Genomic DNA, 19885 nt, shown 5'->3' with positions numbered 1-19885 from the left:
TATGCTTATTACTATAAATCAATTAACTATCTAAAAATTAATCTTTGATAATTTTTCCTTCTTGTTTAAAACCATTTTGATCCGTAATGACATAAACGTATATTCCTTTAATAAATTTCTCAACATTAATTTCAGAGCTGATCTTAGCATCTTTAATTAAAACTCTACCTTCAGAATCAAATAAAGAAATAACATATTTTCCTAAGTTTTTACCTGTAAAGTTTAATACAGATGTTGTTGGATTAGGAGAAACAATAATCTCGTACTTACTTTCAGATTCTGTTTCGTCGGCAGTTGCAGCTATCCTTTCAGGACTTGGACCTGAATTACATGCGTTACAGCCAGCAAAAGAAGATGATAAAATACCGCTGATAGGTTTAACAAAGCAAAAAACAGTATTGTTTGCATTAAAATTGATAGTAATTGTTGTTGAAGTGCCATCTGTAAATCCTATTTGTGCAGTGTAATTTTTTGTTTTGCATATGGCATTATTTGTTTGTAAATAAAATGATGCGCAATATAGATTGCAAACAGAAGAAAAATTATACGTAATACAGCTGCCTTGAACAGGAGTAGTACATTTTATAGGAATTTCGAAACGCAATCCATTTGCAAATCCTTCAGCTACAGAGTTGCAACAGTTATTTAAAGTAGTAATAAATTCGGTATTTGTAGCATTCATACTACCAGCTAAGTAGCTATCACATTCACCATTTAACTCACCAGTTACAAAATAGGGATTAATGCTAGTTCCAGCTGACGAAATTTTAATTTTAATAGGAGTGTTTAATGGTGCTCCAGCTCCAGAACTATTTATATACCCACCAGCTAAATTTATATTATGTTCATAGTAAATAACGGTGCCTGCCACATTGCTAATAGTTAACGTTGAGCCGCTTGATGTGGCTTGACTATTTGCGTTAAATACTGCGAGAAATAAAAAAACAATTAAAAAAGTAAAATTTTTCATAATAATTTAGTTTATATTTACCTACTTTCAGTCAGTTTAGGGTCGCTGTTTCAGTTATTCCGACCAAAATTTATAATAATTAAGCAACTTGGTTAAATAGATAAAACAATATTCTTCGGGTCAATCAACGATAGATTATATTTTCTTCAAACAGCATATATGTACGAAAATAATTCAATAAAACAACATTTTTGTACGTTTTCCCGTAAACAATTAACTTTTTTCATCTTTTAACATATTGTTCTACTTCATGAAAACAAAGCGTCTACATCAATCGCTTATACTATTTAGTCCAGCTTAAAAAAGGTTATTATAAATCATAAAAAAACAGCCTGAAGGCTGTTTAAGATAAGTTTTAAATATAGAGATGTTACATTTGATTTAGTATCATCAAGACATCATACCAACAAGTATTGGTCCAAAAGCGGTCAATAATATATTAGCTAATGCGTACGGAATGGTATAGCCTAAAACTGGAAACTTGCTTCCTGCTGCATCTTGAACAGCTTTTAATCCGATTGTTGAGGTACCTGCACCTGTTTGCGCGCCAAGTAAGATTAGAGGGTTTATTTTTAATACATATCTTCCAAAATACATTCCTATGATATGCGGGATTAAAGCAACTGCTACACCGGCAAGCAAAATACCAAAACCGGTTTCTTTAAGACCTGAAATAAAACTTGGACCGGCTGCAAGACCAACAAGACCAATAAACGCTGCAAGTCCAACGTTGTCAAATATCCACAAAGCGGGTTCTGGAATTTTTCCAAAAACTGGAGTTCTTGAATGTAGCCAACCAAAAATTAATCCCATTACCAACGCACCACCGCTTGTTGTTAAAGTTACCGAAACTCCAAATAATGTTACCGAAAGCAAACCTAAAAGTCCGCCAAGAACAATACCTAAACCGACAAAAATGATATCGGTCTCTGGAGTTAAACGATCCAGATAACCTATTTCTTTCGCTGCTTCTTCCAATTTTGCAGGTCTACCTGAAAGATTTAAAATATCACCTCTATTTAAAACTGTTCTCGATTCAAGTGGTATTTCATGATTCTCTCTCGTTATTTTGTTTAGCATTAGTCCATGATAAAAACTGGCTTTTCGAAGAGCTTTTACTGTTATTCCTTCAATTGCTTTATTGGTTATTGTAACATCTAAATGCGCTAATGGGAAGTTTAATAAATCCTCATCCAAGATTTCTGGACCAATAGAAAAGAGACTGTCTAAAATGATTCCGTGCTGTCCCATAATAACCAAAACATCATCTTTATAAATTATAGTATCAGGTTTCGGGTCTAGCAATTGATGTTTATGGCGTATCCTTTGGATCACAATATTCTTGTTAGATATTAATCTTTCAAACTCGCTTATACTGATTCCTATCCATTTCTCGTTGGTTATTCTATAGGCTCGAATAATCCATCTCTGATAAGCGCTTTTCATTCCTGGACCATACTCAGTTTCACCTGAAATAGTTTCAGCCAGTTTATCGCTTTCTTCAACTAAATTAATACCAAGCAGTTTTGGAGCAATTCCGGTTAGAAAGAAAACAAAAGACGCTGCTCCTACGAGATAAGTTACAGAATAGGCCACGGGAATATTATTGATTAATCGGCTTTTTTCTGCATCGGCAAGATTTAAGTGGCTGATAGCATCTGAAGCTGTTCCAATCACGGTAGATTCAGAAAACGCTCCTGCCAATAATCCAGCTGCTGTCCCTATATCATAACCTAAAAAAGTGGAGACAGAATATGCCACTAATAAACACGACAAACAAATCACCAAAGTGAGTAATAATTGCGGAAATGCATTCTTTTTAAAACCTTGAAAAAATTGCGGACCAACTTTATATCCTGTCGAAAACAGGAAAAAGTCAAAGAAAATAGTTTTTACAATATCGGGAATATCAATATCCAATTGGCCAATTAGCACTCCAGCAAATAAAGTCCCTAATACTACACCAATTTTAAATGTACCTATTTTAATACGCCCGATTAAAAACCCAAGAGCCAAGCATAAAAAAAGTGCCAGTTCAGGATGTTCTCTAAGTATAGCTGTAGCCATATTACTTTTTTTATATAAATTTAAGCAAAAAAAGCAACCAACATACTATATTTCAATTATTTACAAATAATTAATTATAATCACAGTTTAGTAAACAGAAAAGTAACAATGACAAAATTAAATCTAAATGGCTATTTTTGATAGTGAGCTAATTTGGAATAAACATAAATGCAAACCATTTCTAGCATGAAAAATTCAAGCGATTATTCTACAAAACCCTTGTTACAAAGACAAAAATGAATTCTCAAACCATAATACCAGATAAATCTATTTCGCTTTTTGTAAAAAATATTTGGGTATTTGAAAGCGAAGAGAACAAAGCTACAACGAGTTTGCCATTTTTTGCAGATGGTTTTCCTGGTTTGATGTTTCATCAGTCCGAAAATGGATTGACGGTAAAACCTCATGATAAGAAAATGCCAGAAATTTTTGTTTACGGACAAACCATCAATCCAATTGTGCTAGAAATTTCAGGATCTTACTCTATTCTCGTTTTTCAGCTGTATCCTTTTGTGCTGCAAACCTTCTTTGGTATTCTTCCACAAAGCATAAATGACAATTGCTATTATTTGGACAATGCAGACAACAAAATTACAGCGCTTAATCTGGAATTGATTTTATGCAAAACGGTAAACGAAAAAATTGACATTATTTCTAATCTGCTTTTACATTATTTTGAAACCAAAAAACAAAATCTCGATCTAGAAATACGTCAGGCAATTGCAGAAATTATAGATGCAAAAGGACAAGTCCCTATTCGTGCCATTGCTGAGAAGCAAAAGATCAATCTGCGAACTTTTGAAAGGAGATTTTTAAAAGAAACTGGACTCTCACCCAAACAGTTTGCGCAAATATTGCAATTTCAAGCTTCATTGGAACAATTATCCATAAAGAATTATACAAAATTGACTGACATCGTTTACGAAAATGGCTTTGCAGATCAATCGCATTTCATCAAAGTATTTAAAGCATTCACAGGCAAAACACCAAAAAAATTCAGTAAATAGCCGTACTGTCGTTTTTATTCTATTTTCTAAAAAGTCCCTGTTGCACCTTTGTATCATTAACTTAAAAAATGATATAAAATGAAAATTATAATTTTTGGAGCAACAGGAACAGTAGGTCAAGAACTCGTAAAACAGGCAATAGCACAAGGCCACCAAGTTACAGCCTTTGTTCGTAATCCTGAAAAAATGCAACATGTAGTCAACACCAATTTAATACTTTATAAAGGAGACGTATTAAATGCCAAGCAAGTAGAAAATGCAATAAAAAATCAAGATGCGGTCTTGTGCGCCTTAGGTGATGGTAGAACAGGAACAATCAGAGCCGCGGGAACCAAAACAATTATTGAAGCAATGGAAAATACCGGAATAAAAAGATTGATCTGCCAAACTACATTAGGAATGGGCGAAAGTTACGCAAACCTAAATTTTGTCTGGAAACACATCATGTTTGGAATGTTGCTAAAAAAAGCTTTTGCAGATCATAAATTACAGGAGCACTATATTTTAAACAGCGATTTGGATTATTCCATTGTAAGACCAAGTGCTTTCACGGATGGAGAAATTACCAACCAATTTAAAATTGGGTTTGATGGGAATCTTAAAGGGCTCAATTTGAAAATTTCCCGCGCAGATGTTGCGAACTTCATGCTGCAACAGGTTTTAGCAAAAGAGTATTTGAAAAAAGCGGTTAGTATTTCTAATTAATGGCTATGAAACTGACTGACATCATACTTGTTATTGCGGCAACTTTTACTGCTTTAATGGCTGGTCTTTTCTTTTCCTACTCTGTTTCTGTTACGTTAGGTTTAGGAAAATTGAGCGATAAAGAATTTCTTAGCGCTATGCAGCACATAAATAAAGAAATTCAAAATCCATTATTTTTCACTTGCTTTTTTGGTGCTTTAATAATGCTTGTTATTGCCTGTATTTCACGTTACAATCAAAACTCATTTATATTTTTGATTACCGCAACGCTAATGTATTTATTAGGTGTTTTTCTGGTAACGGCTTTTGTAAACGTTCCGCTGAACAACAAATTAGAAGTTTTCGACATTTCAAGTTCTACAGAAATAGCAGCAAAGCAAATGCGAAATATATTTGAAAGACGTTGGAATTTTTGGAACAACATAAGAACAGTTGCATCAATATTAAGTTTGCTAATTGTGATTTTAACCTGTATTCGAGAAAACAAATAAAGAGGACTGCAACTAAAAGCAATATGACTTTCTAAAAACGAAAAAATACGAAAAGATTTTCCAAGCATAAAGAAAAGCCTGAGACTATATAATCTCAGGCTTTTCTTTATTCTATTTACCTCGATGAGACAGAATTCGATTCAACATCTTAATAAATACTTTTATAAAGTCATTTGGACCAAATTAAAGTTTTAATACCATCATAAATAAAATTATAATCTCTCTATTTTAAAATAAGCAAGTTCCTCCTGATTTCTTATCAGATTGCTTAATCGCTTAAACCCGACTTTTTGCAACACATTTTGCGATCCAGTGTTCTCAAGATCTGTTATAGCGACCACTTCATTTGTATTTGTATTTTCAAAACAATACTGCGTTATAGCGCTGCATACTTCTGTAGCAATACCTTTTCCCCAGTATTCCCTACTAAGCACATACCCTATCTCTATCTGATCTGTATTGTGTACAAAAATACGGGCAACACACATTCCTATAAAACTATTATCGGTAGGGTCAAATATAGCCCAACGGCTGAGATTTTTGTTTTTATAATTTTCTAGCAGTTCGCTAAACATTTCGATATATCTTTCAGGTGAAGTATTAGGAAGATATTGCGTCACTTGATTATCTTCAAAAAGATCTAAGAATGTCTGTTTTTCCTCAGGCAAAAATTCGCGTATAATTATTTTGGAGCTTTGATAGATAATATGCATTTGGTACTATTAATATAAATGAATTAGAATCTGTCATCTAAAATTAGTAACAGGATTTCTCTTTTGTAAATATATCGAAAATTTCCAATCACAAAAAGCACTGATCGACGCAAGGGAATAAAACAAAATTAAAAATAGTCCGAATCTTTCATCCATGTTATCTGATCGTCCTCATGAAATATTGGACAAAGAATTATGCTTTTCTCGCCTTTCTCATCGAGAATATACCAATCTGTAGTAGTATCAACTATTAAATCAAGAAATTTTTTTTCCTCTTCCGCTTGAGCAAAAATCAAATCATCATCCTGAACTCCTTCATCTAATAAAATGCTATCTTTTATAGAGAATTTTATAAAGTCAGCTAAATGTTTATTTTCAGATAGTTCAGCCAAATAATCAAATTTAAACGAAATATTACCAGAGCTTCTCATATCCCAATTGGTTTCAACAATCGATCCGATATTAAAGTCTTTCCAATACAATTCCAACTTCTTCATTTCTTTTTAGTTTACTTTAATTTTCTATTTATAAAACATTCTAAACTTACATCAACCACTCACTAACTAATTTCCTATACGTCTCTCCTATTGGCAAAGCATTACCGCTTTTCATTACAATTTGGTTTCCATCTATTACCTTTATTTTATTCTTTGGAATAATATACGATCGATGAATTCGAATAAATTGATTTGATGGAAGCTTCGCCAAAATATCTTTCATATTCTCCAATGCCATTATCTTTTCGTCATTGGTATGAATACGAATATAATCTCGTAATCCTTCAATATATAAAATATCGTTTAGAGCAATTTTATAATGCTTTCGGTCAGCTTTTACAAATAGATAATCATCTCCCTCTTTTTCAGGAGTTTGAAAAGTTTCCTGCCAACGAATGAACTTTTCTACACTTTGATAAAAACGATTAAACGTAATCGGTTTTAATAAATAATCAATCACATGAAACTGAAAAGCTTCTAAGGCATATTGCGGATAAGCTGATGTAATAATGAAATTATACTTCTGATTGAACATCTGCATCAATTCGATTCCAGTCAATTGTGGCATCTGGATATCAATAAAAATCAAATCGACCGATTCTGTATTTAAAACTTCAATCGCTTTAAAGACATCACTATCTGCATACAAAACATTTAGCCTTGAGATTTTAGAAGCGTAATCGGCAATTAATTTTACAGCAAAAGGTTCGTCATCCAGAATAATGCAGTTTATTTTTTTATTCATTTTAAATCTATTTCAAGTTCTGCTGTAAAATGGTTTTCTTCTTTGGTGATTTTAATTTGGTGCTTTTCGGGATAATGAATCTGTAAACGCTTTTGCAAATTATCTAAACCAATTCCGCCTAAACTATCTTTTTTCTGTGTTCCAATTTTATTCTTCACTTTAAAAATCAATTTTTCAGATGAAACTTTTAGCTGAATTTCTATTGGTTCTGAGTCTGAAACTTCTCCGTGCTTTAAAGCATTTTCGACCAAAGGCGATAAAATATACGGCGGAATTTCTTCCAACTCATTTTTGATTTCGACATTAAAATCAACCAAAAGATTCTCTTGATGCCTCAATTCTTCGAGCTCAATATATGCTTTTATATACTCAACTTCATCTGCTAATTTAATCTTTTCTTTCTGCGATTCGTAAGTGGTAAAACGCATAATTTTACTTAATTTATCAATTGCCATTAATGACTTATCTGACTGAAAATAAACCATTGAGTAAATATTATTTAAAGTATTAAATACAAAGTGTGGATTAATCTGAGCTTTCAAAAATTTGATTTCGGTATTCTTATTTTCTTCCACAATGATCTTGTTGTATTCTAAAAGACGAATCGAATAAATCACGAACCAAAGAAACGAACTCAAAATAATTGCCATACTACTATAATGCAAATTATCGAGCATATAACTCAGAAAATTAACGTTGGTATAATTTACTCTATCAAACAAAAGTTTGGTTATGATTTGCTCTAAAACAAATCTTAGAAAAGTAAAAATGAGATATGAAACGAAAACTCCCGCAAAAAGCCTTTTCCAATTGAAAGCTTTGAAAACCTTTTTCATTACGATCAAATAATGAAAATAAAACGTAATAATGAAAACAATAAAATAAGTGCAAAGAAATAGATCTGGTACAGAAAATCGTGCTCCAATCGGATTTTTCACGAAAGTGAAATATGAAATTAAAAGCCAATAAATAATATGAATTAGACATTCGAGCCTTTTGGTAATGGTTCCTTTATACATTCGGTATATTTTTAAAACAAAGATATACATTCAGTAAAAAGCATTTTAACGGGTTTGCAGATTAATCGAATGGGTTTGTCGATAAAAGTGGTTTTTAGGTTTTAATTCTAACAGTTTTGTCCTGTAATTAAATTCAAAACCATGAACAGAATCATTTTAGTATCAATTTTATTTCTATTTCAAATTAACGTATTCGCACAACAATTTTCAGTAAAAGGAAAAATCATCAATCAGAATAAAACGCCGCTGGAATTTGTAACGGCATCTTTATTAAAAGGAGACAAAACTTTACATCTACAAGCTTTAACTGATAGTTTAGGTAACTTTATTTTAAATCCTGAAAAAGGGAGTTATAGATTAATTATAGAAAAATTTGGAACCGAATTCAGCAACAAAGAAATAATCGTAAATCAAGATCTTGATTTAGGAATAATTGAAGTGAAAGAATTAGTGCAATTAGACGGCGTAACTATAAAATCAAGAAAAAAACTGGTAGAACAAAAAGTAGATCGATTGGTTTTTAATGTCGAAAATTCTGTTGTTGCAACTGGCGGAACAGCTTTGGATGCTTTAAAATCTACGCCAACAGTACGAGTTCAGAACGAAACCATTTCTATTGTTGGAAAAGGAGAAGTTTTGGTTATGATTGATGATCGTTTGAACAAAATGATACAGGAAGATCTCGTTGCATTTCTTAGATCCATTCCTGCTGATAACATAAAAAGCATCGAAGTAATTACAACGCCTCCAGCAAAATATGAAGCAGAAGGAAACAGCGGTTTAATCAATATTAAACTGAAAACTGCTAAAGCGAATTCTTGGACTGCAAATCTTGGCTCTACTTATGTACAAAGAAGTTACGCAAGCGGAAACATAAACGGATTATTTATCTACAATTATAATAAATTGTCGCTTCAGGCTTCAATCAATAAAGGAACAGATCAATTTCGCACCACTTCTGATAATCGAATTTATTATCCAAATGAGCTTTGGAAACATGATCTTAAAACCAAATCAAAAACGGATATATTGAGCATTGGTTTTGGTGCCGATTATAAACTGACTGAAAAATGGACGTCTGGAGTAAAATATTTAGGAAGTTTTAATGATAGAAATGCAGTAAATAATCCGCTGACAACTCGTTACAATACTTCTGGAGAAATCAATTCTTATATATTATCTGATGTAAATGCACAGAACAAACCGAAAATGAATTCTATAAATTGGAATAACGTTTTTAGCTTAAATAATGAAGGCAAAAATATTACGGTTGATTTGGATTATTTCAATTATCAAAAAGACGATTCTCGTACATTTTCAGGAAATGAAATAGACAACCAAAATGAAAATATTCCCGAAACTTACTTTGCTGCAATCAATTCTAACTTAAACCGATTGAAAAATTATTCGGCAAAAATTGACATTTCACTTCCTTATTCTTGGGCAAATATTAGTTTTGGAGGAAAAGGATTTTATACTAATACTAAAAACAATTTGACTGTTTTTGACAACGAAACTGGAACTCTGATTCTGGACACCAATTATTCTAATATATTCACATACAAAGAATACAATGAAGCAATCTATTTCTCTGCAAACAAAAAATTAAACGAAAAATGGGAAACGCAAATCGGCTTAAGAACAGAAGCTACACAAACAGAAGGCTATTCTGAAAATCTAAACCAAACTAACAAAAACAATTATATCAAATTGTTTCCAACGGCTTACGTTACCTACAATGCAAACGATAACAACTCGTATTCTTTAAATTACAGCCGAAGAATCCGCCGACCTGATTTTGATTACTTGAATCCGTTTGTTATTAGAACTAGTCCCTTTTACTATTCTCAAGGAAATCCGTTCTTAAAACCTTCTATTATAGATAATTTTGAGTTTTCTTATATCCGAAATCAAAAATGGGTAAATACAATCTATTTTTCTCAGGTTTCTAATTTCGGACAAGAATTAGCAATTATTGATCCTGAAACGAATATTACCAAAAGTACACCAATCAATTACGCTGATACTTACCAAATCGGTCTTTCAACATACTACAATTTCAATAAATATTCTTGGTGGAATAGCTTTATGGGGTTCAATTTAAACTATCAAAACGTAAAATCTAGAACCAATTTAATTGCTTCTGTAGACGGTTACAACGGTTATATTTATAGCAATAACGATTTTACAGTAAATCAATCTAAAACTCTTTTCTTTGGTTTAAATTATGGTTTGCAATTACCAGGACGTTATCAAGTTTTTAATATTTCGACTTTAAATATTTTAGATGTTTCTGTCAAGTTTTTGGCTTTAAAAAAGAATCTTTCAATCACTTTAACTGGAGAAGATTTATTGAACGCACAAAAACCTTTAATTTCTTATTATTCAAACGGAATTAAAAATACGATGGAAAACTACAGAGATTCTAGAGCTTTTAAAATTGCTTTGAGTTATAAGTTTGGAAATCAAAGTGTAAAAACTAACGAAAGAAACTTTGGAAATGAAGAGGAAAGGAATCGTGCAAATTAAGAAATAAATATTGCGCAATTCGAGAGATTTGCGCAGTTTTATTAAGTGAATCTTTAATAGTATATTTTTCTCTAAATAATCTTTACATCATAAATTAATCTTTTACTCAATTACATATACTTCTTTAGAAAACAAGCAGTCACTAGTTCTCAATACCATTTTATCGGGAGGCGTATTTTTATTTGGTTTTAGAAATTTATAATCTCGTATAGCTATATTTAGCATTTGTTTGCCTTTTTTTTCAAAAACAGCTTTAAATTTGAATTTGCCCGTGTTTAATGAATCAACATACGATAACAAAATATTTTTTTGAATTTCATTATAATTGGCTAGTTCTTTATTTATACTGGTTGATAATAATAGCTCCAAGAATCTACTGCTTGTTATATTAGAATCAAAATTACTCACATCGTATTGAAGGTTGCCATCAATCACTTTATTTACTTTTACAGTATCAGGAAAACTGGAAAACAAAATTTTATTTTTATATAAATTCTCTTTAAAACCTTTATCGGAATTCTCTTCTTTTTTGTTGTTGCAAGAAATAATAATAAATGTTATTAATAAACATTTTGCTATCTTATAAACCTCTTTCATTCTTCTATTGTACTTTTGTTTACAATTAATCTTTTATAAATATTTTTAACTTTATACTTCCTCAAGCAAATATAATTTAAAATAAAAATTTCTTAAAAGCTTATGCTTTTTAAATAGAATAAATAGTTACAATCCCTAAATTTCAAACACATCATAAGCTGTTTTATCTCTTTAAAAAACAATCAAATACATAAAAAAATCATTATTAACTTGTTTTTATGACCAATCGGTCATATATTTGCATCGTTAAATACAATCCATCATGACAAAAGGTGAAGAAACCAGACAATTTATTATAGAAAAAGCCGCTCCTATTTTTAATACAAAAGGAATTGCAGCTACTTCTATGAGCGATATTATGGAGGCTACGAAATTGTCTAAAGGAAGTATGTATGTACATTTTGAAAACAAAGATGTTTTGGCCTGCGCCGCTGTAGATCATAATATGAAAATATTAAGTTCTAAACTGGAAACTGCACTTAGACAAGGACAAAGTGCCAAAGATCAGCTTTTTGCTTATATCGATTTTTTTAGCAACCCAATCAATCCACCCGTAATTGGCGGATGTCCTTTACTAAACTTTGGAACCGAAGCAGACGACACAAATCCGATTGTGAAAGAAAAAGTAAACGCTGCCATCAAACGCGGACAAGTGCTTTTAACTTCGATTATAGAAAAAGGAATTGCCGATAAAGAATTTCATTCTGATTGGAATGCATCAGAATTTGCCATTACACTTTTTGCCATGCTTGAAGGAGGACATTTAATGTCTCGAGTGTCTGGCAACAATGATAACATGAAAACAATAGAAAAAACACTTAAAAAAATTATATCTGAAAAATTGATATAATTTTTTTTACTATAAAAATGACCGATTGGTCATAAATAAATTTTTAATTAATTATAAAAAACAAATACCATGTCAAAAACAATTTTAATTACAGGAGCTTCAAAAGGATTTGGAAGAGCTTGGACCGAAGCTTTCTTAGCTAAAGGATACAACGTTGCTGCAACAGCAAGAAATCTAGAAACGTTAAACGATTTAAAAGAAAAATACGGAAACGCAATTTTACCTTTAAAATTAGACGTAAACAATCGTTTAGAATCTCTAGAAGTAGTTCAAAAAGCAAAACAGCATTTTGGAAGAATCGATGTTTTGATTAACAATGCGGGTTATGCACTTACGGGCGCGGTTGAAGAAGCAAACGAACAAGAAGCTAGAGAACAATTTGAAACCAATTTCTTCGGGACATTATGGTTAACACAAGCTGTTATTCCAATTATGAGAGAACAAAAAAGTGGTCATATTATTCAAGTTTCTTCTATTTTAGGATTAGCCACTTTACCAACAGGAATGGGACTTTACAGCGCTTCTAAATTTGCTATTGAAGGTTTAAGCGAAACATTGGCATCTGAGGTAAAACAATTCGGAATTAATGTTACTTTATTGGAACCAAACGGATATGAGTCTAATATCTGGCATACTGGAATTACCAGCGAAAGTTTGCCATATTATGACGAAATCAAAAAGGCTCTGGCTGAAAGAGAAAACATTTTTGGCAAAGTCGAAGCAACTGCTCCAATAGTGGTAAAATTAGTAGAAAACGAAAATCCACCTTTACGTTTGTTACTTGGAAAAGTGGCATTTCCGTTTGTAAAACAAAGCTATGATCAAAAATTGGAAAGCTGGGAAAAATGGAATCATGTTTCAGTTGAAGCACATGGTTAATTGATTTTCAATTTTAAAATAAGAAAGACAATCTAGCATGATTGTCTTTCTTATTTTATTTACTAAATCGTTAAATCAAAAATTGCCAAACGTATTTCGATATTTAACCATCACTGTTTTGAATAAATCTTTATTTGACGGTGGCGAAAGTACGATTGCTCTAGAACCCGAATCTATAGATTCTTCAATACTGTTGAGACTTTTTCCGCCTGTAGCCATTACTGGAAAATCGGGAAATTTAGCTCTAATCTCTTTCACAATTTTAGCTGTGTTTGCTCCTCCAGAAACATGAAAAACATTTACTCCTGCTTCTATCTTTCCTTTCAGAAAATCATGATCAGATGAAGTTACAGTAGCGATAATTGGAATAGAAACTTTCTCTCTTATTTTTTTGACATCTTTATTCTCAAACGGAATATTTACAATAATTCCCGATGCACCCGCTTGTTCAGCATAGATGGCCATTTCTACAGATTTTTTGCCTTTTGTTGTTCCGCCTCCAACACCGCAAACAACAGGTTTTCCTGCAAAATCTATCAAGGTTTTGATTATTTTTGGAGACGGCGGAAACGGATAAACTGCTAGAATTGCATCGGCATCATTATTTTCGATAAGTGCCATATCTGTAGAAAAAAGAAATGATTTTATGATTTCGTTTTTCAGCAGTAAACCTTGGCAGTTTTTGCCAATAATCTCTGGTGTAGTAAGGGCTTTAGTTACGGTTTTATTTCTTCTGAATAACCGGTCCCAAAGTGAACTTTTCTTTTTATTTTCCCAAAATGAGCCTGAAATTGAACTAATCTGCATGGTCTTAATTTTTGCTTTTCGACCAAATTTAATACAGCAAAATCTAAATTTTCTTAAAATAAAAAGTGAAAATTCAGATTTTGTAATGAGTTAGGAAAAATTTGTAGTAAAATTAAATCTGCCAATTAGTTTAATATAAAAATCGAACAAAAGTCGGATTTAATATTTCAAAATATAACCAAACAAAAAATGATTTAAAATTGGATTATCATTCCGTAGGAATGTTTGATTGGTAGAAAAAAAACGACAACGCATTCACGTTCCATCAGGAACGTTTGATGTACACCTCCATAAAAATGATAAAACCAAATGTTCCTACGGAACGTAAAACAATGACAACAATTTAGTTCTACCGACCAGATGTTCCTACGGAACACAGAGCTATATTTATCCAAAAATAAAAAGCGCAAAATGCATCTGATTTTGCGCTTTCTAAATTTTATATGATTTTTTTTATGCTTGAACCTTTTTCTTCTTAGACTTCTTCTTCCCTTTCCTCCACCAAATTATAAATCCAGTTATAGGCAATGAAGCTCCAATCAAACTGACCAAACTCCAGATTATTTTTCCTGTAAGTCCAAAGAAAACTCCTGTATGCAAGTCATGATTACTTGCTTCATAAATATCAGCAGCGTTATTGTCTTTGTATAATTTAGCTCTAAGCAACTGCCCTGTTTTTCCATCAAAGAAAAGCGTATTTTGATTTCTTGCCCAATCATTTGGATACGTCATTCTTAATCGCAATTCTCCTGTTTTTCTAATTGAAAATGAAACAGAAGTTGCACCTGGATATTTCGCATTTGCACTTTCGTAAATGTTATTATATCGAACAGGAATTGTAGTCGAATCAATTTTAGCGTTAGAAACCACTTCATCTCCTTTTCTAAGTTTGGTTCCCGTTACTAAACTAACTCCTTTTTTAACCGTATCATATTTGAAATACGTTCCAGAAAAGGCAATTAAAAGCAGAAATATCGAAGCATAAAATCCTAAAACTTGGTGCAAATCAAAATTGACTCTTTTGAATGAACCGCTCCACTTTATTTTTAAAGATTGCTTAAGCAAGCGTCTTTGGTTTGGAAACCATAAAATTAATCCCGTTATGAGCATAATGATAAAAATTACCACTGCCCAACCTTGAATAAATTCACCAACTTCTCCCAACAACAAAGTACGATGTATTTCTAGTACAGTATTCAACCAATCTGCTCCTTGCTGATTGATTAAAGTTCCATCGTATGGATTGAAATAATACGTCTTTTTCTTTTTTGTCGAAATTTCAACTGCAGAATTTGGTTCTTCCTTATTTATTTTTAAAGCTGTGATTTTCTGCTTTGGTTCCAGTTTTTCATAGTTCTCAATTATAGTTTTTAAACCTATAAATGGCTTTTCCTGAACGGGAACGTGCAGATATTCTTTGTTGGCAAAATCACGAATTTCTTCTTCAAAAACATAAAGAAATCCAGTGATGCTCACTATAAAAACAATGAGGCCCGATGCTAAACCGAGCCACAAATGTATTTGTCTGATAGTATTTTTAAAACCTTTGGTCATAATTTGCAATAAAATCCAAATGTAGAAATATCATTTTAAATGACGAATTGTATTCTTAGAATTTAAACGTAATATTTCCTGTAACTCTTGTTGGGTTTTGAGCTGCTAAACGATATGACCAGTATTTCTCATTCGTAAGATTGTCGACTTTTAATCCTAATCTAAATTTTGGTCTGTCATAAAATACAGAAGCATCCAAAACGGTATAAGACGGAATACTGAATTTGAAAGTCGTTGTATTCGTTTGATAATACTCGCTTCCATAAATTCCACCAAAACCAAATCCAAGACCAGAAGCCGCTCCTTCGGTTAATCTATAACTTGCCCAAAGGTTTGCCGTTGTAGGCGAACCAGCAGTTGTAGGTCTTAAGCCATTAATGCTTGGATTTGCTTTTGTATATTCACTATCATTATAAGTATAACCCGCAACAATATTTAAACCTTTAATAGGATTAGCGATCAATTCTGCTTCAAAACCTTTACTCAATTGCGTTCCGTCTTGAATCTGAAAGTTTACGTGATCTGGATCGTCACGAGTTACGTTTGTAACTTTGATGTCGTAATAACTGAAAGTTGCGCTAATTTTATTAAAGTCAAATTTAACTCCACCTTCTAATTGATTTGCCTGATTTGGTTTAAAAGTATTTCCATTAAAATCAGATCCTCCCACATTATTAAATCCGTTCATGTAGTTTCCGAAAACAGAAACCTTATCTTTAACCACTTGGTAAACAGCTCCCAATCTAGGAGAAAATGCCGTCTGATTGTAATTCCCAGCAATAGAATCACGGCTCGGATAATATACTCCTTTATTGATATAACGATCAGCTCTAACACCTCCCATTACCAACAATCTATCAGTAACATTCAAAACATCAGAAACATAAGCACTATAAGTTCTTTCATCATTTGAAACCATATTAGTGTACGTCGCATTAGCAAACAAAGGCTCTATTTTATTGATTGTGAAATTGTTATATGCATCTCCTGGTTTTCTAAAATTAAGTGCTGGCATGTTTACCGTTGCATCATTACGTGTTGCACGAAGACTGTAAAAATCTAAACCTGCCACAACTCTATTACGCAATTTTCCGATTTTAAAATCTCCGTTAAAGTTTTGCTGAATATCTGTACCGTAATAAGGATAATCTTGATTGGTAACTTGCTGTCTCAATGTTTCATTGCTTAACATAGTCAAAGCCACAACATATCCTTCAGATGAAGATCTTGTTCGCGAAACAATAGTTTGTGAAGTCCATTCGTCTGAAATTTTATATTTCAATTGAGCAAAAATATTATATTGCTGCCCCGTATAATTTACAGTATTATTAGCAAAAGAAAGATTGTACGGAATTCCTAATTCTTCGATGCTGTGGGCAGTTGCATCCGCTTTTGTATAAGGCGTTAATCTTGTTGGAGATGTTCCTTTAGAAACACTAAATTCGGCATCGATTAATAAAGTCAATCTATCACTAACTTCATAAGAGAAACTTGGCGCGATGAAAAAACTTTTGTTAAATCCTGCATCTTGAAAGCTTCTTTCGCTATGCAAGGCCGTATTAATTCTAAAAAGAGCCGTTTTATCTTCGTTAAGAGGCGTGTTAATATCGGCCGTTAAACGATTCAAATCCCAATCTCCAGCCGAATACGACACTTCTCCTTTAAAGAAATTAAAAGGCTTTTTGGTAACTCTATTGAACAATCCGCCAAAAGAAGAAATCGTACTTCCAAACAAAGTTGCCGATGGTCCTTTTATGACTTCAATGCGCTCTAAATTGGATGGATCAATTGTATTATAGGTAAAACTTCCAACCCCATTTCTAACTAACTGAGGCGTTGCAAAACCTCTAGAAATATTAGTTGTTCTTCCTTGATTTCTCACTTCAGAAATACCAGCTCCAGGAACGTTTTTAAAAGCACTATTATAGTCTGTAATTACCTGCTCTTTCATTAGCTCCTTGCTTACAATTGTATAAACCTGAGGATTTTCCATGTTTTTCAGTTTCATTTTAGAAACTTCTTCACTTTCCTTTCTTGCAAATCGGTTTCCTCCAGAACTTACAATTACCTCTTCTAATTTTTGCGAAGTATAAGCCATCTCAAAATCTAGAGTAACTTCTGTGTTATTCTGATCAACAATAACCGAAGCTGGAGAAGATTCGTATCCATTCAATTTTATTTCTATGAAATAAGTTCCGAAAGGGATATTTTTTAATTGATACGTACCATCAGAATCCGTTGTTGTCGTTTTATTTAATTCTGAAATTTTAACCGTTGCACCTTGTAAATAATTTCCGTCTTTAAGAAGAGCCTTACCAGAAATTGAACCAACAGTCGATTGAGAAAAAGCCGTTTCTGAGCATGAAAAAAGAATCAAAAAGGCTGTAAACACTTGAGATAAAACATTGTTTTTAAGTGTTTTAAAAATTGTTTTCATATAAAATTTATAATTTATCCTTATTTAGACTGGTTACAAATATATAAATGAGAACTGACTTCTTAGGAAAAGATTAAAACTTTCTTAAAAAATAATTAAAAACAAACAATGAGATTTCTCGCGTCTTAAAAAGAGCTATGATTATAGAAGATTACCTTCCCAATCAGTTTTCTTTGGAACAAACATTTTATGCCATTTTTCTACAAAGACATTTATGTTTTGCATATCAGATTGAATCAATTTCGAAAGTTTAGCGACTTCGCTTTTATAATCACTTTTAGAATAAAATTTCCCAAGTTTATGTTCTGGTAAAAAAAGCATATAGAATAATGGAGGACCTTTGTATTCGTCACTTCTTAATCTCATTTTAGTTGAAATCTTGTCTGGAGTTCCAAATTCTAAACCATCAAAATCCTTTAAAAGTGATAATGAATTTAAAGCAGGACTAAGCTCATAAATATTCAAATGAATTTGAATCCACTTTTCGCCATTAATTATACTGACAGAAAGTTGTTCTAAATAATTTTCTGAAGATAATCTGCTAAAATCATAAGTATAGCCGCGGCTGTTTCGATCATATTGCCCGTGCCATGAAGTTTTAAATGGAGAAAGCTCAAAACCATTTTTTAATAAAGAAGGAATTCCGACTTCTTTAAAAATTTCATTTCTAACTTTGAGAAGCTCCTTGTCTTCAACTTTGTAAAATAATTTCATTTAAATTTTAAATAGTTTTTGAAAGTAAAATTTTATTAGCAAACCGTTATAGTACAATTTTGATCCGCTTTAAATTCATTTAGAAGTAACTTTTATAAAATTATAAGAAAATACCGTTTTAACCCTTTTTACCTTCTTATAAGTTCTGTTTTCATAAAAAAAAGACTACCTATTCAACAAATATAAGTTAAAAATTTAGACTTTTTAAAATGAACAGATTGTTATGATTTTTAGATTTGGGTTGCAGAAACCGTTATTCTTTTTTATTTTTATGAAATCGTGTGAAACTCTAATCACTTGATTTAATGTTTTAAAATAAGAGAAAAACAAAATGAGCAACAACAAAAAACTAAAAGCTGTAGCTTTCGGAGAAGTACTTTGGGATATTTTTGGTAATGAAAAAAAAATTGGCGGAGCGCCTTTAAATGTAGCGCTTCGCATGAAAGCACTGGGTGTTGATTCTAATATGATTAGCTGTGTAGGAAATGATGAAGATGGAGAAGCAATTATAGATGAAGTCAACAAATTAGGCCTTGAAACCAAAACTATTCTAAAATCTGACGATTTCCCTACAGGATTGGTAAATGTAACATTAGACGAAAGTAAATCTGCGACTTATGAAATTATTTATCCTTCTGCTTGGGACAAGATTGTTTTAAACGAAGAAGCAAGAGAATTAGTCATAAACTCAGATGTTTTAATCTACGGAAGTTTGGTTTGCAGAGATGAAGTCTCTAGAGAAGCTTTAGACGAATTACTCAACACGCACACTTATAAAGTTTTTGATGTTAATCTTCGAAAACCGCATTATGATTACGAAATTCTGCAGCACTTAATGCAATCGGCTAATTTTATCAAATTTAATGATGAAGAGCTAATGGAAATCAGCGCGGCTTTAGATTCTCCTTACAATACTTTAGAAGAAAATATGAATTTCATCTGTTCTTTAACCAATGCCACAGCAATTTGTGTTACAAGAGGAAAAGATGGAGCCTTGCTTTTATGGGACAAACATCTTTATGAAAATGAAGGTTACACGATAAAAGTTGAAGACACGGTTGGCGCTGGAGATTCTTTCTTGGGAGCTTTGATCACTTCGCTTCTAAACGGAAAAGAACCACAAGCAGCTTTAAATTTTGCCTGCGCAACAGGAGCCTTAGTCGCTGGTTCAACTGGTGGAAATCCTAAAATTTCAATATTTGACATAGAAAATTTAATTAATAAAAATTAAAAATTTGAAAAGCCTGATTCTAAACATCAGGCCTTTTTTATAGTTATAACATTCTATTTTTCTTCCAAACATG

General features: G+C 32.0%; 18 protein-coding genes. 7 read left to right on the top strand and 11 right to left on the bottom strand.

The genetic code is table 11. From position 1 onward, the window contains the following. Positions 1-37: 37 nt before the first annotated feature. Together JC605_RS21055 and aspT are read right to left on the bottom strand one after the other, a co-directional pair. The gene (locus JC605_RS21055) at positions 38-970 is read right to left on the bottom strand and encodes a T9SS type A sorting domain-containing protein (RefSeq protein ID WP_198858069.1); all 933 of its coding nucleotides are present in this window, start codon (positions 968-970) and stop codon (positions 38-40) included. Between the two features lie 390 nt (positions 971-1360). After that, positions 1361-3037 (bottom strand): aspartate-alanine antiporter, encoded by a 1677-nt coding sequence (gene aspT / locus JC605_RS21050; protein WP_198858068.1) that lies wholly within the window; start codon positions 3035-3037, stop codon positions 1361-1363. A gap of 236 nt (positions 3038-3273) precedes the next feature. Here aspT and JC605_RS21045 point away from each other — a divergent pair, with 236 nt between their 5' ends. From JC605_RS21045 to JC605_RS21035, 3 genes are all read left to right on the top strand, one after another. Further along, complete coding sequence (locus tag JC605_RS21045) at positions 3274-4044, top strand: AraC family transcriptional regulator (protein ID WP_198858067.1); 771 nt, start codon at positions 3274-3276, stop codon at positions 4042-4044. A gap of 78 nt (positions 4045-4122) precedes the next feature. Then, positions 4123-4749, top strand: a complete 627-nt coding sequence (locus tag JC605_RS21040; protein WP_198858066.1) for an NAD(P)-dependent oxidoreductase — start codon at positions 4123-4125, stop codon at positions 4747-4749. A 5-nt stretch (positions 4750-4754) separates the two neighbouring features. Further along, positions 4755-5240: a DUF1772 domain-containing protein gene (locus tag JC605_RS21035; RefSeq protein WP_198858065.1), complete on the top strand. Its 486-nt coding sequence runs from the start codon at positions 4755-4757 to the stop codon at positions 5238-5240. Positions 5241-5452: 212 nt separating this feature from the next. Here JC605_RS21035 and JC605_RS21030 read toward each other — a convergent pair whose 3' ends face one another. From JC605_RS21030 to JC605_RS21015, 4 genes are all read right to left on the bottom strand, one after another. Further along, complete coding sequence (locus tag JC605_RS21030; RefSeq protein ID WP_198858064.1) at positions 5453-5953, bottom strand: GNAT family N-acetyltransferase; 501 nt, start codon at positions 5951-5953, stop codon at positions 5453-5455. Between the two features lie 128 nt (positions 5954-6081). Further along, positions 6082-6450, bottom strand: coding sequence for a hypothetical protein (locus JC605_RS21025; protein WP_198858063.1), 369 nt, complete (start codon positions 6448-6450; stop codon positions 6082-6084). A gap of 46 nt (positions 6451-6496) precedes the next feature. Continuing rightward, positions 6497-7195 (bottom strand): LytTR family DNA-binding domain-containing protein, encoded by a 699-nt coding sequence (locus JC605_RS21020; RefSeq protein WP_198858062.1) that lies wholly within the window; start codon positions 7193-7195, stop codon positions 6497-6499. After that, positions 7192-8214 (bottom strand): sensor histidine kinase, encoded by a 1023-nt coding sequence (locus JC605_RS21015; RefSeq protein ID WP_198858061.1) that lies wholly within the window; start codon positions 8212-8214, stop codon positions 7192-7194. Before JC605_RS21015 ends, JC605_RS21020 begins: the two co-directional genes overlap by 4 nt. A gap of 141 nt (positions 8215-8355) precedes the next feature. Here JC605_RS21015 and JC605_RS21010 point away from each other — a divergent pair, with 141 nt between their 5' ends. Continuing rightward, positions 8356-10743, top strand: coding sequence for an outer membrane beta-barrel family protein (locus tag JC605_RS21010; RefSeq protein ID WP_198858060.1), 2388 nt, complete (start codon positions 8356-8358; stop codon positions 10741-10743). A gap of 102 nt (positions 10744-10845) precedes the next feature. On the opposite strand, the gene JC605_RS21005 is transcribed toward JC605_RS21010, so the two are convergent. Further along, positions 10846-11340 carry a hypothetical protein gene (locus JC605_RS21005; protein ID WP_198858059.1) on the bottom strand — a complete coding sequence of 165 codons (495 nt, stop codon included), beginning with the start codon at positions 11338-11340 and terminating at the stop codon, positions 10846-10848. 262 nt (positions 11341-11602) lie between these two features. Here JC605_RS21005 and JC605_RS21000 point away from each other — a divergent pair, with 262 nt between their 5' ends. Together JC605_RS21000 and JC605_RS20995 are read left to right on the top strand one after the other, a co-directional pair. Then, positions 11603-12190: a TetR/AcrR family transcriptional regulator gene (locus JC605_RS21000; protein ID WP_198858058.1), complete on the top strand. Its 588-nt coding sequence runs from the start codon at positions 11603-11605 to the stop codon at positions 12188-12190. Positions 12191-12259: 69 nt separating this feature from the next. Further along, positions 12260-13069, top strand: coding sequence for an SDR family NAD(P)-dependent oxidoreductase (locus tag JC605_RS20995; RefSeq protein WP_198858057.1), 810 nt, complete (start codon positions 12260-12262; stop codon positions 13067-13069). 75 nt (positions 13070-13144) lie between these two features. Here the strand turns inward: JC605_RS20995 and JC605_RS20990 are convergent, their stop codons facing one another. The 4 genes from JC605_RS20990 to JC605_RS20975 all read right to left on the bottom strand — a co-directional run bounded on the left by JC605_RS20990 (position 13145) and on the right by JC605_RS20975 (position 18581). Beyond that, positions 13145-13876: a hypothetical protein gene (locus tag JC605_RS20990; RefSeq protein ID WP_198858056.1), complete on the bottom strand. Its 732-nt coding sequence runs from the start codon at positions 13874-13876 to the stop codon at positions 13145-13147. 453 nt (positions 13877-14329) lie between these two features. Further along, the gene (locus tag JC605_RS20985) at positions 14330-15430 is read right to left on the bottom strand and encodes a PepSY domain-containing protein (protein ID WP_233074187.1); all 1101 of its coding nucleotides are present in this window, start codon (positions 15428-15430) and stop codon (positions 14330-14332) included. A 55-nt stretch (positions 15431-15485) separates the two neighbouring features. Next, positions 15486-17867 carry a TonB-dependent receptor gene (locus JC605_RS20980; protein WP_198858055.1) on the bottom strand — a complete coding sequence of 794 codons (2382 nt, stop codon included), beginning with the start codon at positions 17865-17867 and terminating at the stop codon, positions 15486-15488. Positions 17868-18008: 141 nt separating this feature from the next. After that, positions 18009-18581: a hypothetical protein gene (locus tag JC605_RS20975; protein ID WP_198858054.1), complete on the bottom strand. Its 573-nt coding sequence runs from the start codon at positions 18579-18581 to the stop codon at positions 18009-18011. A gap of 331 nt (positions 18582-18912) precedes the next feature. Here JC605_RS20975 and JC605_RS20970 point away from each other — a divergent pair, with 331 nt between their 5' ends. Continuing rightward, positions 18913-19812, top strand: coding sequence for a carbohydrate kinase (locus JC605_RS20970; RefSeq protein ID WP_198858053.1), 900 nt, complete (start codon positions 18913-18915; stop codon positions 19810-19812). The last annotated feature ends 73 nt before the right edge of the window (positions 19813-19885 follow it).

Source organism: Flavobacterium sp. IB48 (genome assembly GCF_016405855.1).
GTDB classification, from domain to species: Bacteria; Bacteroidota; Bacteroidia; order Flavobacteriales; family Flavobacteriaceae; genus Flavobacterium; species Flavobacterium ginsengisoli.
This window is presented reverse-complemented; position numbering and strand designations above follow the sequence as displayed.